The following is a 14,573-nucleotide window of genomic DNA, read 5'->3' on the forward strand; positions in this document are numbered from 1 at the left end:
GACCATTTACCTTGGACCATTGCGCGGGGCGGCACTCGGTGCATGGTGTGGATCGGGAGATAGCAGGCTTGGGCGGTTCCCAGGTGCGGTTTACCCAGCACACAGAGCAGTCGCAGTTTGCGGCGTGGAGTTGGCGCAGGTACTGGCTCAGGCTTTTCATTGGCCGAGTCCTGCGCAGGTAGCTTTACCGATTGTTTGCGCTCCAACTCAACCCTAAGCGGCATGACAGGGCCAGCATTAGCGGCAGCAGGAAAAGGCTCGCCAGCGTGAAAGCCAGCATTCAAAGCCAGGTCATCCAAAAGGAATTCCTGTTCGCGGGTGATAAGGCCAGCCTCATAGAGCGCCGAAGAGAACCCAAGGCAGCTCCCGACACGCAAACCGTGAGAAAACTGATCACGGAAATCACCTAGCCGAACAGCGGTAAGCAGCGATAGCAGCCGCCGAAGAATTTGAGGATTCATGCCGTCCACTCCTGATCCAGAAGCCACGCACGGAACTGGACGCAATTGATCATCCGGCGCTTGCCGAGCTTGATAGTCGGGAGAACACCGCGCTTAGCCCATGCGCGAGCCGTGTCGCAGGTGACGCCGTTGCGCTCGGCCCATTGCTCTATTAGCTCTACGTCCTTTTGCACCTCGATGAGGCGAGACGGATCGAGGGATTCCAATTCCATTGTCATGGTCATTCCGGCACTATTTGAGTCGTTGAGGTGCGTTCCATCAGGTCAATAATTGACCTGAGGTAATTATTGACGCGACATAGTGTCAGGTCAACTATTGACCTGAAATCGATTGGTGAAATTTGTCTATATGGAAAGCTCAGCCGATAGGGCTAGACTATTAATCAAGAGGGTCGGCCCAAAGAGACTTAGCGCTCTCAGCGGAACCGAGCACAGTCGCTGGCTCAACGTCAGCAAGGGAGCGGTGCGGGTAAGCACCGAAGAAATAGACGTACTGGTGAAAGTATTCCCCCAATACGCGCTATGGCTGGCAGCCGGTGTGATACACCCGGAATGCGGACAAACAAGCCCCGACTACGACGAAGCAAATTCAAAATTGCCCAGTCAAAGCGCGGGATCGAATTAACAAAGAAAGCAGCCGAACGCTGGTTTAGGCAAAGGAGTGCACAGGATGAATAAAGCAGCCGTTATTTTGGCCGCACTGCTATGCAATACCGCAGCAGCAAACAACCTAGACGCCGAAAAGAAGCTATTCAAAGACCCTAAGAGAGACTGGCTACTGATAATTAGCCACGACCCCAATAGAGACGGCATAGCGATAGCCGAATTCGAAAGCCTGGACGACTGCAATACATCATCATTCATCCTACAAGTAATGGCCGAACAAGCAGCAGATTCGCGCGGAGACAGCGAAGGAGCAGACATATACGGGAAGTGCCAGAAGAAAGGAGACACAAGCAGGAAACCGGCAGCGATCCTAAAGACCTACAAGGAATAGTGTCGAAAAAGTGTCGAAAACAAAGACCCAGACCGCCCCTTAATCGACCCAGCTAAATCGCCTAAGCCCTTGAATTGACACAAAATAGACCCGCAGTGACACCCATAGGCGAAGGGTATAAACTTTCCGGTCTTTACGGAGAGACCGGCAGTTCCGAGCCCCCTGCATGAAACCCATCCAGCTTCCTCTGGGGGTGCGTCTGCGCGATGACGCTACCTTCGCCAACTACTATCCGGGCGCCAATGCGGCGGCGTTGGGCTATGTCGAGCGTCTGTGCGAGGCTGATGCCGGTTGGACCGAAAGCCTGATCTACCTCTGGGGTGCGGAAGGTGTCGGGCGTAGTCACCTTCTGCAGGCGGCTTGCCTGCGTTTCGAGCAGCGCGGCGAGGCAGTGGTGTATTTGCCGCTTGGCGAGGTGGTGGAGCATGGTCCGGAGTTGCTCGATAACCTGGAACAGTGCGAGCTGGTGTGCCTTGACGACCTGGATGCAGTGGCAGGGCGCAGTGACTGGGAGGAAGGGCTTTTCCATCTGTTCAATCGCCTGCGTGACAGTGGCCGGCGTCTGTTGCTGGCCGGCACCGTCTCGCCACGTGAGCTGCCGGTCAAACTGCCGGATCTCAAGTCGCGGCTGACTCTGGCGCTGGTCTTCCAGTTGCACGAGCTGTCCGACGAGGACAAGCTGCGCGCTCTGCAGTTGCGCGCCTCGCGTCGGGGGCTGCAGATGAGCGACGAGGTCGGCCGCTTCATCCTGACTCGTGGCGAGCGCAGCATGAGTGCACTGTTCGAGCTATTAGAACGCCTTGATCAGGCCTCCCTGCAGGCGCAGCGCAAGCTGACCATCCCTTTCCTCAAGGAAACCCTGGGCTGGTAACATGCTTCACCTTTTCCTGCTGTGAATCGGTTAGGTGCAACAGGGTATTGCGCCGGCCAGTGCGCCGTGGGAGGCGGTGCTGCCGTTCCGACTGAACAGCAGCGCCAGACGTATCAGGTTTCCCCGGCCTTTTTACGGTCGTACTGGAAGCGCCAGCGGGTATAAAGCAGGGCGCAGCAGAACAGACTGAAGCTAATCAGGGCTTCAAATATACCGAACAGGACGCGCGATGGGTCGATGGCCGCGAGTACGCCCTGGATGAAGTAAATGTTCACTACGAAGCAGGTCCAGGCATGGGCACGGGCATTGCCCAGCAGCAGGCCGGGCGCGAGCAGGGCCAGCGGGGCCAGCTGGATCGCCAGTACCACACCGATGCGTGCGCCGTGCAAGTCGGCGAACAGCAGGTTCCAGCCCAGCAGCAGAGCCAGCAGGGCGAAGAAGCTGAACAGGCTCAGGGCCCGGCTGATTTTCAGGCGGGGCTGTAGCCATTCCAGGCTGGGCAAGGGTTTTTTCGTACGGGCCACGGTCACTGCTCCAGTTTGCCGGCGACTTGTGCCAGGCGCTTGCCCAATGCGCGGCACAGGGCGATTTCGTGTTCGTCCAGCTGGCGTTTACCATCGCTGCCTGCATGGTGGCTGGGGCCGTAGGGCGTGCCACCGCCGCGTGTCTCGAGCAAGGCTGCTTCCGCATAAGGCAGGCCGCAGAGCAGCATGCCATGATGCAACAGTGGCAGCATCATCGACAGCAGGGTGCTTTCCTGGCCACCGTGCAGGCTGGAGGTGGAGGTAAAGACTCCAGCGGGTTTGCCGACCAGTTCACCGGTGAGCCACAGGCTGCTGGTACCGTCAAGGAAGTATTTGAGCGGCGCCGCCATGTTGCCGAAGCGGGTCGGACTACCCAGGGCAAGGCCCGAGCAGTGCTTCAGATCATCCAGCGTCGCGTAGACGGCGCCTTCCTCCGGTACGGCGGGGGCAACCGCCTCGCACTCGGTGGATACCGCCGGCACTGTGCGTAGGCGGGCTTCGAGCCCGCTCATCTCCACGCCGCGGGCGATTTGCCGGGCCATTTGCGCGGTGGCGCCGTGGCGACTGTAGTAGAGCACCAGAATATAGGGTGCGCTCATGCCAGCAGCTCCAGAACCTTCTCCGGCGGCCGGCCGACTACCGCCCTGTCACCAGCGACCAGAATCGGGCGTTCGATCAGCCGTGGGTGGCTGACCATGGCCTCGATCAATTGCGCTTCACTGAGGCTGGTGTCAGCCAGCTCCAGCTCTCGGTATTCGTCCTCGCCTTTGCGCAGCAGTTCGCGGGCGCTGATGCCCAGCTTGCCGAGCAGCGTGCGCAGCTCGTCCGCGTTCGGCGGGGTTTCCAGGTAGCGAATGACGGTTGGCTGCAGGCCGCGGTTTTCGAGCAGCTCCAGCGCGCCGCGGGATTTGGAGCAGCGCGGGTTGTGATAGAGAGTCAGGTCGGTCATGGTGGCTCGCATCCGGCTTGAAGTGGCGGCTATTCTAACCGCCTGGTGCGCCGAAGTAGGTGAATATGGTGCGACTTTTTCACGCGTGATGCGGTCTGTGAGATTGAGGAGTCGGGGAAGCACATGCGCGATCGTCTGAAGGATTTGGTGACATTCTGGCTCGGTCTGTACCAGCGCTTCATGGAGAACCGCGGTGCCGGCAATGCGGCGGCGTTGACCTATACCACGCTGTTTGCCGTAGTGCCTATGATGACGGTGACCTTTGCCATGCTCTCGGCCATTCCCGCCTTTCAGGGGGTGGGAGAGGAGATCCAGGCGTTCATCTTCCGTAACTTCGTACCGTCCACTGGCGCGACGGTTCAGCAGTACCTGCGCGAGTTCACCAGTCAGGCGCGGCAGCTGACTTGGTTTGGCGTCGGCTTGTTGGCGGTCACCGCCTTCCTCATGCTGGTGACCATCGAAAAGACTTTCAACGTGATCTGGCGGGTGCACCAGCAGCGTAGGGGCATGTCCAGCTTCCTGCTCTACTGGGCGATTCTCAGTCTCGGACCAATGTTGCTTGGTGCAGGCTTTGCTGTTAGCACCTACATCACCTCGTTGTCGTTGATCTCCGGTCCGGATGCGCTGGCAGGAGCTCGTCTGTTGCTGGGTTTTTCACCGCTATTTTTCAGCATCGCGGCTTTCACTCTGCTCTATGCAGCAGTTCCCAATACTCGGGTGCCGGTGCGTCATGCACTGCTGGGCGGCCTGTTTGCGGCGATCCTGTTCGAAGTGGCCAAGGCATTGTTCGGCTTGTATGTGCGCCTGTTTCCGGGCTACCACCTGATCTACGGTGCCTTTGCCTCGGTACCGCTGTTTCTGCTGTGGATCTACCTGTCCTGGCTGATCGTGCTGATCGGAGCGGAACTGGTATACGGATTGTCCCAGCCGCGTCACTGGCGTAGGCAGCCGCTGCCTCGAATGCTATTGGTACTGGTGGTTCTACGTCTGCTGCTGCGCTGCCAGCAGAAGGGAGAGGCATTGCAGTATGGTGATCTGCCGCGGCAGGGTTGGCGCCTGCCGGAGGAAGAATGGAGCGCGGTGATGACCTTTCTCGAGGATGAGAATTTTGTCTGCCGAACTGGTCACGAAGGCTGGGTGTTGTGTCGCGACCTGCATCAGTTGTCCCTGCATCAGCTGTTAGAGCGCAGTCCCTGGCCACTGCCGAGCCTGTCGCAGTTGCCTGAGCAGCTTGAGGAACCCTGGTACCCGGCATTGTGTCAGGCGCTGGAGCACATGCAGGTTGAGCGTGAGGCGCTGTTCGGTCAGAGCCTGGCCGATTGGCTGCCGGGCCCGGAGGTGCCGATTGCTGTCGCAGATGATAGGGCGTACAGCCGGGATGAGCTTGACTATTAGCTGACAAAAATTGTCATTTTTAGGCGCTGGTCTGATCGGTCAGGGCAAATGTCCGGAGAGTAAATCCCGGGAATTCGGTCGTTGCAGAGGGTGGCACGTTTCTCGCTAAGTGTTAGTTAGTTGCCATCGCTCTGCCACCAGCTCAGGTCTCGTCAGGGAATCCAGCAGTCATGACGATCGAAAAACGCGTGATCTATCTTCACCAGCGTGCCCCCCAGGAAGCACTGACACGCCTCAATCGCATCACGGGATTGAGCTTTGCGCGCTGGCCTGAGTCACTGCTCGACCAGGTGTCTTCCGAGCAACGTGTCCGGGACGAGGAGCTTGTAGCGCCAGTGTCCTCGTCCGGCTCTGGTGTTTCTTCAGGGTAGAAACGAAAGCCCCGCGAATGACGCGCGGGATCGATACCTCGGCGGGGTGAGCCTCAGGCCAGGGCCTGGCGGCTGTCGTCCGTGGCCTGTTCGACGGCCTGAACAAAGAACTCCTCGACCACTACGCTGTGCGGCGGGACTTCCGAGCGCAGATAGACCTGCATGTCCTCAACTTTCTGGCGTACCGGCAGGCTGGCGATGCCGGACAGCAGGATCTTGCCGTGGGCATTGACCTTGCCATGATCCACACTGACTTCGCGGCGTTTGTCGCCGTCACGGTAGGTCACCAGCAGCGACACCGGCAAGTCGGCCAGGCCCGGGAGTTGCAGCCAGACGGCGATGTTGAATTCGGCCACGCGGCCGTCATAAGAAGTGACTGACAGGCGAGCGCCATTGACGATGCGTGTGGGCACCGAGCCGATCAGTTTGTCTTGCGCTTGAGACATGGTGGAAATCCAGGCTGGGTGAAACGTCAGTGGTAGAAATTATATGCAGGCAATCTTGGAAGAAACTGTGCATTCGACAGCTAGGGCGCGTGATAGGGGTCGCAGTTTCGACTTGCGGGCGACTTAGCTCAGCAGCAGGGGATGGCGGGTCACGGTGGGTGTTTTCAGATTGCTTTCGGGCAGTGACAGTCGGGTGCCGGCACTGTGATCGGCCATCTGCAGCCAGAGTGCTTCGCCAGTAGCGAATTGGTCGTTGGGCAGCCAAAGGCCGTGATGCCAGCCATTTCCCGGCTCTGGGGTGCTCTGCAGAATACCCGGATGGGCCTGGGCAGCGGGTGCCCGCCGCAACCATACCGGACGTGGCAGACCCTTGAGGTAGCGCAGGCCGAGATGCAGACCGGCCTGTCCCTGGTAGCGCCAGCAAATCAGGCCCAGAAACCGGGAACTGCCATTGAGCAGTACCAACTGGCCGATCTGCAAGTCGGCGCCTGCATCCTTGGTATAGAGCAATCGTGCGCCGCCAGGGCTGGCGTCGAGGATGCGCGCTTCGCCTGTCTTCGGCCCGCTGTCCAGCAGGTGGGCATGGATCTCCGTCAGCCCGGCCACCAGGGTGCAGCGCGAGACGCTTTCGGTGCGTTCGTGGCGGCGTTGCTCCCGTCCCTGCCAATGGCGGGAAACCCGCTCCAGCAGTTGTATTTCGTGTTGACTCTGCAGCGGTGCCGGCTCGCCAAGGGCGACCAGCAGGGCGCCCGGCTCGAAACAGCGCAGCGTGCCGGCATCGGTTTCGCCTCCGCCTGCCTCAGCACGGGCCAGAAAGGCGCGATCACTGGTGAGATCGATCAGCAGAGCGTCGTCTTCATCGCCGTTGTCCCAGGGGAGTAGTCTGGCCAGGGCTGCATGGGGAGCCAGGGCTGCAAACAGCTGAGAAATCTCGCCCTCGGCCAGATGGAAGGGGTTGCTCAGAGCCAGTAGCAACATCTGCTGATACAGTCCGCGCAGCGTTCCCGCCGGGCTGGGTTGGAAGGCGGCTGCAACCGGCTCATCCAGACATTGCTGCTGTTCGCCCAGCCAGTACAGCCGGTGGCTGTCGCGCCAGAGTGACGCTGGCGGCTCCTGATAGCACTGGTAATGAAGCAGCAGTTGCCGGGCGAGGAAGTGCAGGGCCATGTAGAAGCACCAGGCCAGGTGCGGAACCGAGGGGCGGCGTCCCTGCAGCACTTGCTGTGCCAGTCGCTTGAAGCCTGTTGCCATTTCTCCGCACAGCCCAAGGAGAGCGTGACAATGACGAGTATCTTCGCTCAGTCGGGCCATGTAGCGGCGATACTCGTCGCAGAGGTTTTGCAGCAGCCGCTGTCTTTCCAGTAAGGTCAGTTGGCTGCGATTGAGCGAAATCAGTAGTTCGAGTAGCAGTTGCAGGCCGTCTTCCGGTCTGCATTGACGAATTACGGAGAGTCGGTTGGCAACCTCGGCTCGGGACAGGTTGCTGTCCTCACAGAGATCAGGCAGTTCAAGACTCAGGGCATCCGGCGTCATATCAATCCCGAATGGACGAGGAACGAGTACATGGGTTTACGGCTCCGGGGTGTCGGCAAGATCATTCTTGGCCTCTGTGTGGTTCTGCTGCTGGACGGATGCAGCGAGGACTTCGGTCCGGATCAGTATGGACGAAAGGTAACGGCATCCAGTCTTGATGGCCAGTGGCTGATCATTAATTATTGGGCTCAGTGGTGTGCTCCGTGCCGCACGGAGATTCCCGAGCTCAATATCCTGAGTGAAGAGCTGCGGGGGGAGCCGGTGAAGGTGATCGGAGTGAACTTCGATGGTCTGCAGGGCGAGGCGTTGCTGCGAGCGGTGAAAGACTTCGATATCCGCTTCACCGTGTTGGCAGAGGATCCGGCCGTACGCTTGGGGTTGCCGCACAACGAGGTGCTACCAGTGACCTACATCGTGGATCAGCAGGGCCGGCTGCGCGAGCGGCTGCTCGGCGAGCAGACGGCGGTCGGTCTGCGTGAGCAACTTCAGCGCTTGCGCAGACCATAGCCTGTGCAGCCAACTGCCCCGTCTGTTTGGTTCAAGTACCGGTGATGTTCCGCCGTTTTTCATGAGCGACTTCTCATTGGCGGCCGCCGTGAAGTTCAGTGATCTGTAGTGGATAAGATCGGTTGTTTTCCGGCGGGTAAATGGTGCTGCTCCGACGAGCAATATCGATAGCGTGCTAATATTTCCCTGTCCTTGCACCATCTGCCGTGAGCCTTCCTCCGATGTCTACTTCCCACCTCAGCCGAGGCAGTGCCGGCTACCGGCGCGCCACTCTGGCGCTGTTCTGTGCCGGTTTTGCCACCTTTGCCATGCTCTATTGCGTGCAGCCACTGCTGCCGCTGCTGGCTGCGCACTTTCGTGTATCCCCGGCCAGCAGTAGCCTGGTGCTGTCACTGACGACCATGAGTCTGGCGCTCTGCCTGCTGGTATCCGGGGCGTTGGCGGAAAGCTGGGGGCGTAAGCCGGTAATGGCAGCAGCACTAGGGCTGGCGGCGCTGTTGGGGATTGTCTGCGCGCTGGTTGAGGAGTGGAGTAGTCTGTTGCTGCTGCGGGCGTTGCTCGGGTTGGCATTGAGTGGATTGCCAGCTCTGGCTATGGCTTATGTCGGTGAGGAGTTCGAGCCGGACGCATTGCCGGCGGCGATGGGGCTGTATATTGGCGGCACGGCGCTGGGTGGTCTGCTCGGTCGCTTGCTGGCTGGCATGCTCAGTGACCTTGGCGGCTGGACGTGGGCGCTTGGCGGTATCGCTGTGCTCGGACTGCTGGCGTTGCTGATATTCCTCTGGCTGCTGCCGCCGTCACGGCATTTCACCGCTCAGCCGTTGTCGCTGCGAGGTCTGTCGCGCAACTTCCTGCTGCATCTGGACAATCCACAACTGCGTGTGCTGTTTGTACTGGCCTTTCTGTTGATGGGAGGCTTCGTTGCGCTGTTCAACTATGTGGGCTTTCGTCTGGCTGGCGAGCCTTTCAACCTCTCGGCCACCACCATCGGCCTGTTGTTCAGTGTATACCTGCTGGGCATCTTCAGCGCCGGATGGGGCGGCCGTCTGGTTCCACGCCTTGGCGCGCGTCCAGTGCTGTATGGCGCTATTGCTCTGATGCTGTTGGGCGTCGCCCTGTGCGCCACGCCCTGGCTGGGGCTGGCAGTGACCGGGCTGGCGCTGTTCACCCTTGGCTTTTTTGCGGCACATGCAGTGGCCAGCGGGCAGATCGGCACTCATGCGAAAAGTGCCAAGGCGCAGGCTTCGGCGTTGTATCTATGCTCTTACTACTTGGGTTCCAGCTTCGTGGGCTACGTTGGCGGCTACGTCTGGGAGCATGCTGGCTGGTTGCCGTTACTGGGTGTGCTGACTTCACTGTTCGTTGTTGCAGCGGCTCTGGTACGGCGTCTGTAAATGCAATTGCCGGCGGTTCAAGCGGGGTTCAGCACGGATTCAGTAGTCTGTTGAAAGACGTATGGCCGATCCGGCCCGCAACCGATAACAGAAGTTGAAGGGGAACAGACATGAAATTGCTGGTGGTGGAGGATGAGGCGCTGCTGCGCCATCATCTGTTCACTCGCCTCAGTGAGAAGGGGCACGTTGTGGATGCCGTGCGTACCGCTGAAGAGGCTCTGTACCGGGCCGAGTCCTTCAACCACGACCTGGCACTGGTTGACCTCGGCCTGCCGGGCATGAGCGGTATCGATCTGATCCGCGAGCTGCGCAGCCAAGAAAAGACCTTTCCGATCCTGATTCTCACTGCGCGTGGTAACTGGCAGGACAAGGTCGAAGGCTTGTCCTGTGGCGCCGATGACTATGTGGTCAAGCCCTTTCAGTTTGAGGAACTGGAGGCACGATTGAACGCCTTGTTGCGGCGTTCTTCGGGCTTTACCAAGTCGACTATCGAAGCTGGGCGCCTGGTGCTGGATCTCAATCGCAAGCAGGCGCAGGTGGATGGCCAGTCGTTGCAGTTGACGGCCTACGAGTACCGGATTCTTGAGTATCTGATGCTGCATCATCAACAGGTGGTGGCTAAGGAGCGACTGATGGAGCAGCTCTACCCGGGTGACGAAGAGCGCGATCCGAACGTGATTGAAGTACTGGTTGGCCGCCTGCGGCGCAAGCTTGAGGCCGTATTGGGGAGTAAACCCATCGAAACGGTACGGGGCCAGGGCTACCTGTTCAACGAGCGCTGCAAGTAATGGGGGGGCGAGCTGTCCTGTGCCGGCTGCGCATTCGCCTGGCTTCCCTGCGACTGCGTCTGATGCTGGTCAGTGCGGGGCTGGCGATGCTGTTCATGCTGCTGTTGATGCCGGTGTTGCAGAGCATGTTCCTCGTGACGCTGGAGCAGACGGTGGAAAAGCGTCTGGCTTCTGATGCCGCCACGCTGATTTCCGCTGCGCGGATTCATAATGACCAGTTGCGTATGCCCGAAAAGATGCCGGCCGAGGAGTTCGATAACCTTGACTCCCACCTGCTGGGTTTCATCTTCGATCATGAGGGCAGGCTGCTCTGGCGTTCGCGATCTTCCCACGACGAGCATGTCTACTATCAGCCGCGTTATGACGGTCGCGGCCACCTGTTTATACGTTTTCGCAATGCTGACGGGCAGGAATACTTCGTCTACGACATCGAGGTGGATCTGCTGCGCGGCGATGCGACGGCACTGAGCATCGTCACCATGCAGCCGACGCGGGAGTACCAGGAGCTTTTCGACGACTTCGCCTGGAAACTGCGTTTCTGGCTGGGTATCGCCTTGCTGGTGCTGCTGGGATTGCTGTGGTTCGGCCTGACCTGGGGATTTCGCAGCCTGCGCGGTCTCAGTGATGAACTGGACGGGATAGAGGCCGGCACCCGTCAAAGGTTGAGTGACGACCACCCGCGTGAGCTGCTGCGTCTGACCAATTCGCTCAACCGTCTGCTGGACAGCGAGCGCCGCCAGCGCGAGCGCTATCGCGACTCCCTGGAAGACCTGGCTCACAGCCTCAAGACCCCGCTTAGTGTGTTGCAGGGGGTGGGCGAGACCCTGACGCTACAGCCGGAGACCCGCGAGCAGGCCCAGTTGATGCAGTCACAGATCGAGCGCATGAGTCAGCAGGTCGGTTATCAGTTGCAGCGAGCCAGTCTGCGCCGCAGCGGACTGGTACGTCATCGTGAGCAGGTACTGCCGTTGCTTGATGGTCTGTGTCGCTCGCTGGACAAGGTATATCGCGACAAGCGCGTGGTGGCGACGCTGGAAGTGCCAGAGCATAGCCAGGTCAGTATGGAGCGTGGTGCGCTGATGGAGCTGCTCGGCAACTTGCTGGAAAATGCCTACCGCCTGTGTCTACGGCAGGTGCGCGTGCGCCTGCAACCATTGGCAGGTGGCTGCCTGCTCACCATCGAGGATGATGGCCCGGGGGTTCCAGTTGATCAGCGCGCACGGGTGTTGAAGCGTGGCGAGCGGCTTGATGAACAGAACCCCGGCCAGGGAATCGGCCTGGCCGTGGTGGAAGACATTGTCGACAGTTACGACGGTGAGCTGAGCCTGGGTGACTCCGAACTGGGAGGCGCCTGCTTCCGTCTACGGCTGTATGACTGATGCCATGGCTCCAGAATCGCGGAGCCTGAGCGTAGGCTGTTGCGAGTATGGCGTGCTGGTTCCGTTCAGCCTTCCTGTGCCCGGTAGGTGCCAGGCGTCAGCCCGGTCCATTTCTTGAAAGCCCGGTGAAAGGCCGACGGTTCGGAGAAGCCTAGCTGTTCGGCGATGACCTGGATTGCCAACTCGTCACGTCCCAGGTGATAGATGGCCAGGTCACGGCGTAGGTGATCCTTCAGTTCCTGGAAGCTGGTGCCTTCCTCGCGCAGGTGCCGGCGCAGTGTTTGTGGGCTCATATGCAGTTGCTGGGCAACCCGCTCCAGATCCGGCCAGGTACGGCAGTCGCGCCCGAGCAGACGGCGGATTTGGCTGGTAAGACTGTTGCCACCGTCCGGTCGAGCCAACAGATCCGCCGGCGAGTGCTGGAGAAACTGCTTGAGCGTGCGTTCGTCCTGCAGCAGCGGCATGGACAGGTAGCGACCGTGGAACAGTAGGCTGGTGCTGCCGGCGGAAAAGCGTCGGACACAGGGGAACAGCAGTTCGTATTCGCGGGCATGAGCCGGCTCGGGATAGGTGAAGGTGGCTTCCTCAAGGTGGATGCGTTGGCCGATCAGCCAGCTGCCGAGACGGTGCCATATCACTAGCAGGCTTTCCTGGAGGAAATGATCCGGATCCCAAAGGGCACTGCCGTCCACGCTCAGACGTGCCCAGTCGCCCTCGTGCTGCAGGCGGATGCCTGGGGCATCCGGAAACAGTCCATAGAACAGGGCGCCGCGGGCGAGCGCCTTCTCCAGGTTGTGGCAGTGGATGATGGCGTGTCCCATCATGGCAAAGGTGCCGCGCTTGCTGGGCTGGCGACCGAAACCCAGGTATTCGTCGTCCAGCGCCTCCCAGAGCAGCTGGATTAGCCGGGCGAACTGTTCGGGGGCAATGCGGGCCCTGGGTTCGTCGAGTATTGCCGCCTGGATGCCGGCTGCGCGCAGGATGGTTTCACAGGGCAGGTTGCGGCGTTGTGCACCACGCAACGCGGCGCGGACGAAATGGCTGGAGATGGTGCGTTCGCGCATGGCCAGACTCGTCGAGGGAGAAGGGCGATGGTAGCCAGTGCCTGCCCTGGACAACAAGATCAGGCCAGACCTGGGCGAAAGGGTCAACCTGGTGTGAGCGCATGGGTCATTGAGGCATCTGCACTGGCGCACCTACCCTGCATGTTGAACCGTCGTCCAGGCGGCCTGCTTCCCATCTGTGCCACAGGAGTCATCATGTCCGGACCGCTGTCCTCTTTGAAGATACTTGACTTCTCCACCCTGCTGCCCGGGCCGTTTGCCTCATTGTTGCTGGCCGATATGGGGGCCGAGGTGCTGCGGGTGGAATCCCCCACCCGTATGGATCTGGTTCGTGTGTTACCTCCACACGAGGGCGGCACTTCCACCAGCCATGCCTACCTCAACCGGAACAAGCGTAGTATCGCCCTCGACCTGAAGCGTCCCGAGGCGGTTGAGATCGTCAGGCAACTGATACTCGACTACGACATCGTGCTGGAGCAGTTTCGCCCGGGTGTGATGGACAGGTTGGGCCTGGGCTACGAGGCGCTCAAGGAGATCAATCCGCGGCTGATTTATGTCTCGATCACTGGCTACGGGCAGAGCGGGCCCTATCGGGAACGCGCCGGCCATGACATCAACTACCTGGCGCTGTCCGGTATTGCCAGTTATACCGGCCGTCGCGATAGCGGACCGCTGCCGCTGGGCGTACAGCTGGCCGACCTGGCCGGCGGCTCGCTACACGGGGTGATCGGTCTGCTGGCTGCAGTAGTGCAGCGTCAGGTCAGCGGTCGCGGGCAGCAGGTCGACGTAAGCATGACAGACTGCGCCTTCAGCCTGCATGGAATGGCCGGTGCCGGCTATCTGGCCGCCGGTGTGGAGCCGGAGATGGAAAATCAGGTGCTCAATGGCGGCAGTTTCTACGACTACTACCGGACTCGCGATGGCCGCTGGTTTTCCGTCGGTAGTCTGGAGCCCCAGTTTATGCAGGCGTTCTGCGCTGCCATCGGCCGACCGGAGCTGGTCGCCCGTGGCCTGTCGCCCAAGCCTGAGGATCAACGGGCACTCAAGTATGAGATCGCCATAGAATTTGAGAAGCGCGACTTTGTTGACTGGCAGCAGTGTTTTGCTGGTCTTGATGCCTGTGTCGAACCCATGTTGCCGCTGTCCGAGGCTGTCGAGCATCCGCAGATCCGGGCGCGTCAGCTGGTGGTACAGGTGCCGCGCGAGGGGGGGCAGGCGCAACCCCAACTGGCTTGCCCGCTGAAGTTCTCTGAAGGTCTGCCGCCGCCTCGGCATACTGGCACGGCAGTAGGGGTGCATACTGAGCAGGTGTTGGCGGAGCTGGGCTACGATGCCGAGCGGATCGCAGCGTTGCGGGCGGCACGGGTGTTTGGCTAGGGCTCAGTCCAGGCGCTGCTGACCGGTGAACTGCAGCGTTGTCCGGCAGCGCCGGCAGTAGTAGCGCCGTCCCTCGGCAACCAGCCGGTGACGCTGAGCGGAGAAGGGGAACTCGCCGTCGGGGCAGGCGCAGCGATAGATGAAGCGGTTCGCCTGACGGCGTGCTACTTCGTAGTTGTGGCAGCGCTGTGCTGGTAGCTCAAAGACCCCGAGCATGATCAGTTGCCATTCCTCACCATGGGGGCGGATGCGCGGGCCGAACAACTGATGGGCAACCATATGCGCCACTTCATGGGCCACTGTCTGACGCAGGAAGTCCTCACGGTTCTCGCGGTAAAGCTGCAGGTTGAAACGCAGCAGATTTTCCGTCAGGTGTGCCACTCCGGCCTTCTGCCCACGCAGCCGGAAGCTCACTTGCGGGCGGGGAAAAGGCTGCTGGAAGAATTTTTCGGCCAACTGATAGCAGGCCTCGACGCGGGCATGGAGCAGTTCAGGCATGGGCAGGCACTGGTTGATGA

Annotated in this window: 17 protein-coding genes; 8 read left to right on the forward strand and 9 right to left on the reverse strand. The window is 60.4% G+C overall.

All coding sequences use genetic code 11. The features are described from left to right. Both NCCP436_RS17875 and NCCP436_RS13390 read right to left on the reverse strand, forming a co-directional pair. On the reverse strand, positions 1 to 160 hold a 160-nt coding region (locus NCCP436_RS17875; protein WP_220804595.1), incomplete at its 3' end, for a DUF5447 family protein. 297 nt (positions 161 to 457) lie between these two features. Then, positions 458 to 673, reverse strand: a complete 216-nt coding sequence (locus NCCP436_RS13390) for a helix-turn-helix domain-containing protein (protein WP_220804596.1) — start codon at positions 671 to 673, stop codon at positions 458 to 460. Positions 674 to 1,130: 457 nt separating this feature from the next. Here NCCP436_RS13390 and NCCP436_RS13395 point away from each other — a divergent pair, with 457 nt between their 5' ends. Together NCCP436_RS13395 and hda are read left to right on the forward strand one after the other, a co-directional pair. Beyond that, complete coding sequence (locus tag NCCP436_RS13395; protein WP_220804499.1) at positions 1,131 to 1,457, forward strand: hypothetical protein; 327 nt, start codon at positions 1,131 to 1,133, stop codon at positions 1,455 to 1,457. Between the two features lie 166 nt (positions 1,458 to 1,623). Then, positions 1,624 to 2,328, forward strand: a complete 705-nt coding sequence (hda, locus tag NCCP436_RS13400; protein ID WP_220804500.1) for a DnaA regulatory inactivator Hda — start codon at positions 1,624 to 1,626, stop codon at positions 2,326 to 2,328. 113 nt (positions 2,329 to 2,441) lie between these two features. Here hda and NCCP436_RS13405 read toward each other — a convergent pair whose 3' ends face one another. From NCCP436_RS13405 to arsC, 3 genes are read right to left on the reverse strand one after another with little or no spacing between them, the layout of a single operon-like run. Next, positions 2,442 to 2,852 carry a DUF2069 domain-containing protein gene (locus tag NCCP436_RS13405; RefSeq protein ID WP_220804501.1) on the reverse strand — a complete coding sequence of 137 codons (411 nt, stop codon included), beginning with the start codon at positions 2,850 to 2,852 and terminating at the stop codon, positions 2,442 to 2,444. 2 nt (positions 2,853 to 2,854) lie between these two features. Next, entirely contained in the window at positions 2,855 to 3,451 is a 597-nt protein-coding gene (wrbA, locus tag NCCP436_RS13410) for an NAD(P)H:quinone oxidoreductase (RefSeq protein WP_220804502.1), read from the reverse strand. Beyond that, positions 3,448 to 3,801 carry an arsenate reductase (glutaredoxin) gene (gene arsC, locus NCCP436_RS13415; RefSeq protein ID WP_220804503.1) on the reverse strand — a complete coding sequence of 118 codons (354 nt, stop codon included), beginning with the start codon at positions 3,799 to 3,801 and terminating at the stop codon, positions 3,448 to 3,450. Before arsC ends, wrbA begins: the two co-directional genes overlap by 4 nt. A gap of 123 nt (positions 3,802 to 3,924) precedes the next feature. Here arsC and NCCP436_RS13420 point away from each other — a divergent pair, with 123 nt between their 5' ends. After that, the gene (locus NCCP436_RS13420; RefSeq protein WP_220804504.1) at positions 3,925 to 5,196 is read left to right on the forward strand and encodes a virulence factor BrkB family protein; all 1,272 of its coding nucleotides are present in this window, start codon (positions 3,925 to 3,927) and stop codon (positions 5,194 to 5,196) included. A 424-nt stretch (positions 5,197 to 5,620) separates the two neighbouring features. On the opposite strand, the gene NCCP436_RS13425 is transcribed toward NCCP436_RS13420, so the two are convergent. Together NCCP436_RS13425 and NCCP436_RS13430 are read right to left on the reverse strand one after the other, a co-directional pair. Continuing rightward, positions 5,621 to 6,013, reverse strand: a complete 393-nt coding sequence (locus NCCP436_RS13425) for a hypothetical protein (protein WP_220804505.1) — start codon at positions 6,011 to 6,013, stop codon at positions 5,621 to 5,623. A gap of 123 nt (positions 6,014 to 6,136) precedes the next feature. Next, positions 6,137 to 7,546: a PilZ domain-containing protein gene (locus NCCP436_RS13430; RefSeq protein ID WP_220804506.1), complete on the reverse strand. Its 1,410-nt coding sequence runs from the start codon at positions 7,544 to 7,546 to the stop codon at positions 6,137 to 6,139. A gap of 30 nt (positions 7,547 to 7,576) precedes the next feature. On the opposite strand from NCCP436_RS13430, the gene NCCP436_RS13435 reads away from it, so the two are divergent. From NCCP436_RS13435 to NCCP436_RS13450, 4 genes are all read left to right on the forward strand, one after another. Then, a complete protein-coding gene (locus NCCP436_RS13435; protein WP_220804507.1) occupies positions 7,577 to 8,053 on the forward strand; it encodes a TlpA disulfide reductase family protein in 477 nt (158 codons plus the stop codon). A gap of 221 nt (positions 8,054 to 8,274) precedes the next feature. Next, positions 8,275 to 9,447: an MFS transporter gene (locus NCCP436_RS13440; RefSeq protein ID WP_220804508.1), complete on the forward strand. Its 1,173-nt coding sequence runs from the start codon at positions 8,275 to 8,277 to the stop codon at positions 9,445 to 9,447. A gap of 110 nt (positions 9,448 to 9,557) precedes the next feature. Beyond that, positions 9,558 to 10,235, forward strand: a complete 678-nt coding sequence (locus tag NCCP436_RS13445) for a response regulator transcription factor (RefSeq protein ID WP_220804509.1) — start codon at positions 9,558 to 9,560, stop codon at positions 10,233 to 10,235. Beyond that, positions 10,235 to 11,614 carry an ATP-binding protein gene (locus NCCP436_RS13450; protein WP_220804510.1) on the forward strand — a complete coding sequence of 460 codons (1,380 nt, stop codon included), beginning with the start codon at positions 10,235 to 10,237 and terminating at the stop codon, positions 11,612 to 11,614. The genes NCCP436_RS13445 and NCCP436_RS13450 overlap by 1 nt, the downstream gene beginning before the upstream one ends. 65 nt (positions 11,615 to 11,679) lie before the next feature. On the opposite strand, the gene NCCP436_RS13455 is transcribed toward NCCP436_RS13450, so the two are convergent. Continuing rightward, a complete protein-coding gene (locus tag NCCP436_RS13455) occupies positions 11,680 to 12,678 on the reverse strand; it encodes an AraC family transcriptional regulator (RefSeq protein ID WP_220804511.1) in 999 nt (332 codons plus the stop codon). 195 nt (positions 12,679 to 12,873) lie between these two features. Between NCCP436_RS13455 and NCCP436_RS13460 the strand changes: the two genes are divergently transcribed. Next, entirely contained in the window at positions 12,874 to 14,055 is a 1,182-nt protein-coding gene (locus NCCP436_RS13460) for a CaiB/BaiF CoA-transferase family protein (protein WP_220804512.1), read from the forward strand. A gap of 3 nt (positions 14,056 to 14,058) precedes the next feature. Here the strand turns inward: NCCP436_RS13460 and NCCP436_RS13465 are convergent, their stop codons facing one another. Beyond that, positions 14,059 to 14,553 (reverse strand): SprT family zinc-dependent metalloprotease, encoded by a 495-nt coding sequence (locus NCCP436_RS13465; RefSeq protein WP_220804513.1) that lies wholly within the window; start codon positions 14,551 to 14,553, stop codon positions 14,059 to 14,061. Positions 14,554 to 14,573: the final 20 nt, after the last annotated feature.

It is taken from the genome of Pseudomonas sp. NCCP-436, from assembly GCF_019656335.1.
In the GTDB taxonomy this organism is placed as follows: domain Bacteria; phylum Pseudomonadota; class Gammaproteobacteria; order Pseudomonadales; family Pseudomonadaceae; genus Aquipseudomonas.

Coding starts and splice junctions, on each gene's coding strand:
- NCCP436_RS13420 (WP_220804504.1), top strand. CDS start 3,925: ATGCGCGATCGTCTGAAGGATTTGGTGACATTCTGGCTCGGTCTGTAC.
- NCCP436_RS13455 (WP_220804511.1), bottom strand. CDS start 12,678: ATGCGCGAACGCACCATCTCCAGCCATTTCGTCCGCGCCGCGTTGCGT.
- NCCP436_RS13440 (WP_220804508.1), top strand. CDS start 8,275: ATGTCTACTTCCCACCTCAGCCGAGGCAGTGCCGGCTACCGGCGCGCC.
- NCCP436_RS13430 (WP_220804506.1), bottom strand. CDS start 7,546: ATGACGCCGGATGCCCTGAGTCTTGAACTGCCTGATCTCTGTGAGGAC.
- wrbA (WP_220804502.1), bottom strand. CDS start 3,451: ATGAGCGCACCCTATATTCTGGTGCTCTACTACAGTCGCCACGGCGCC.
- arsC (WP_220804503.1), bottom strand. CDS start 3,801: ATGACCGACCTGACTCTCTATCACAACCCGCGCTGCTCCAAATCCCGC.
- NCCP436_RS13425 (WP_220804505.1), bottom strand. CDS start 6,013: ATGTCTCAAGCGCAAGACAAACTGATCGGCTCGGTGCCCACACGCATC.
- hda (WP_220804500.1), top strand. CDS start 1,624: ATGAAACCCATCCAGCTTCCTCTGGGGGTGCGTCTGCGCGATGACGCT.
- NCCP436_RS13460 (WP_220804512.1), top strand. CDS start 12,874: ATGTCCGGACCGCTGTCCTCTTTGAAGATACTTGACTTCTCCACCCTG.
- NCCP436_RS13465 (WP_220804513.1), bottom strand. CDS start 14,553: ATGCCTGAACTGCTCCATGCCCGCGTCGAGGCCTGCTATCAGTTGGCC.
- NCCP436_RS13390 (WP_220804596.1), bottom strand. CDS start 673: ATGGAATTGGAATCCCTCGATCCGTCTCGCCTCATCGAGGTGCAAAAG.
- NCCP436_RS13395 (WP_220804499.1), top strand. CDS start 1,131: ATGAATAAAGCAGCCGTTATTTTGGCCGCACTGCTATGCAATACCGCA.
- NCCP436_RS13450 (WP_220804510.1), top strand. CDS start 10,235: ATGGGGGGGCGAGCTGTCCTGTGCCGGCTGCGCATTCGCCTGGCTTCC.
- NCCP436_RS13445 (WP_220804509.1), top strand. CDS start 9,558: ATGAAATTGCTGGTGGTGGAGGATGAGGCGCTGCTGCGCCATCATCTG.
- NCCP436_RS13435 (WP_220804507.1), top strand. CDS start 7,577: ATGGGTTTACGGCTCCGGGGTGTCGGCAAGATCATTCTTGGCCTCTGT.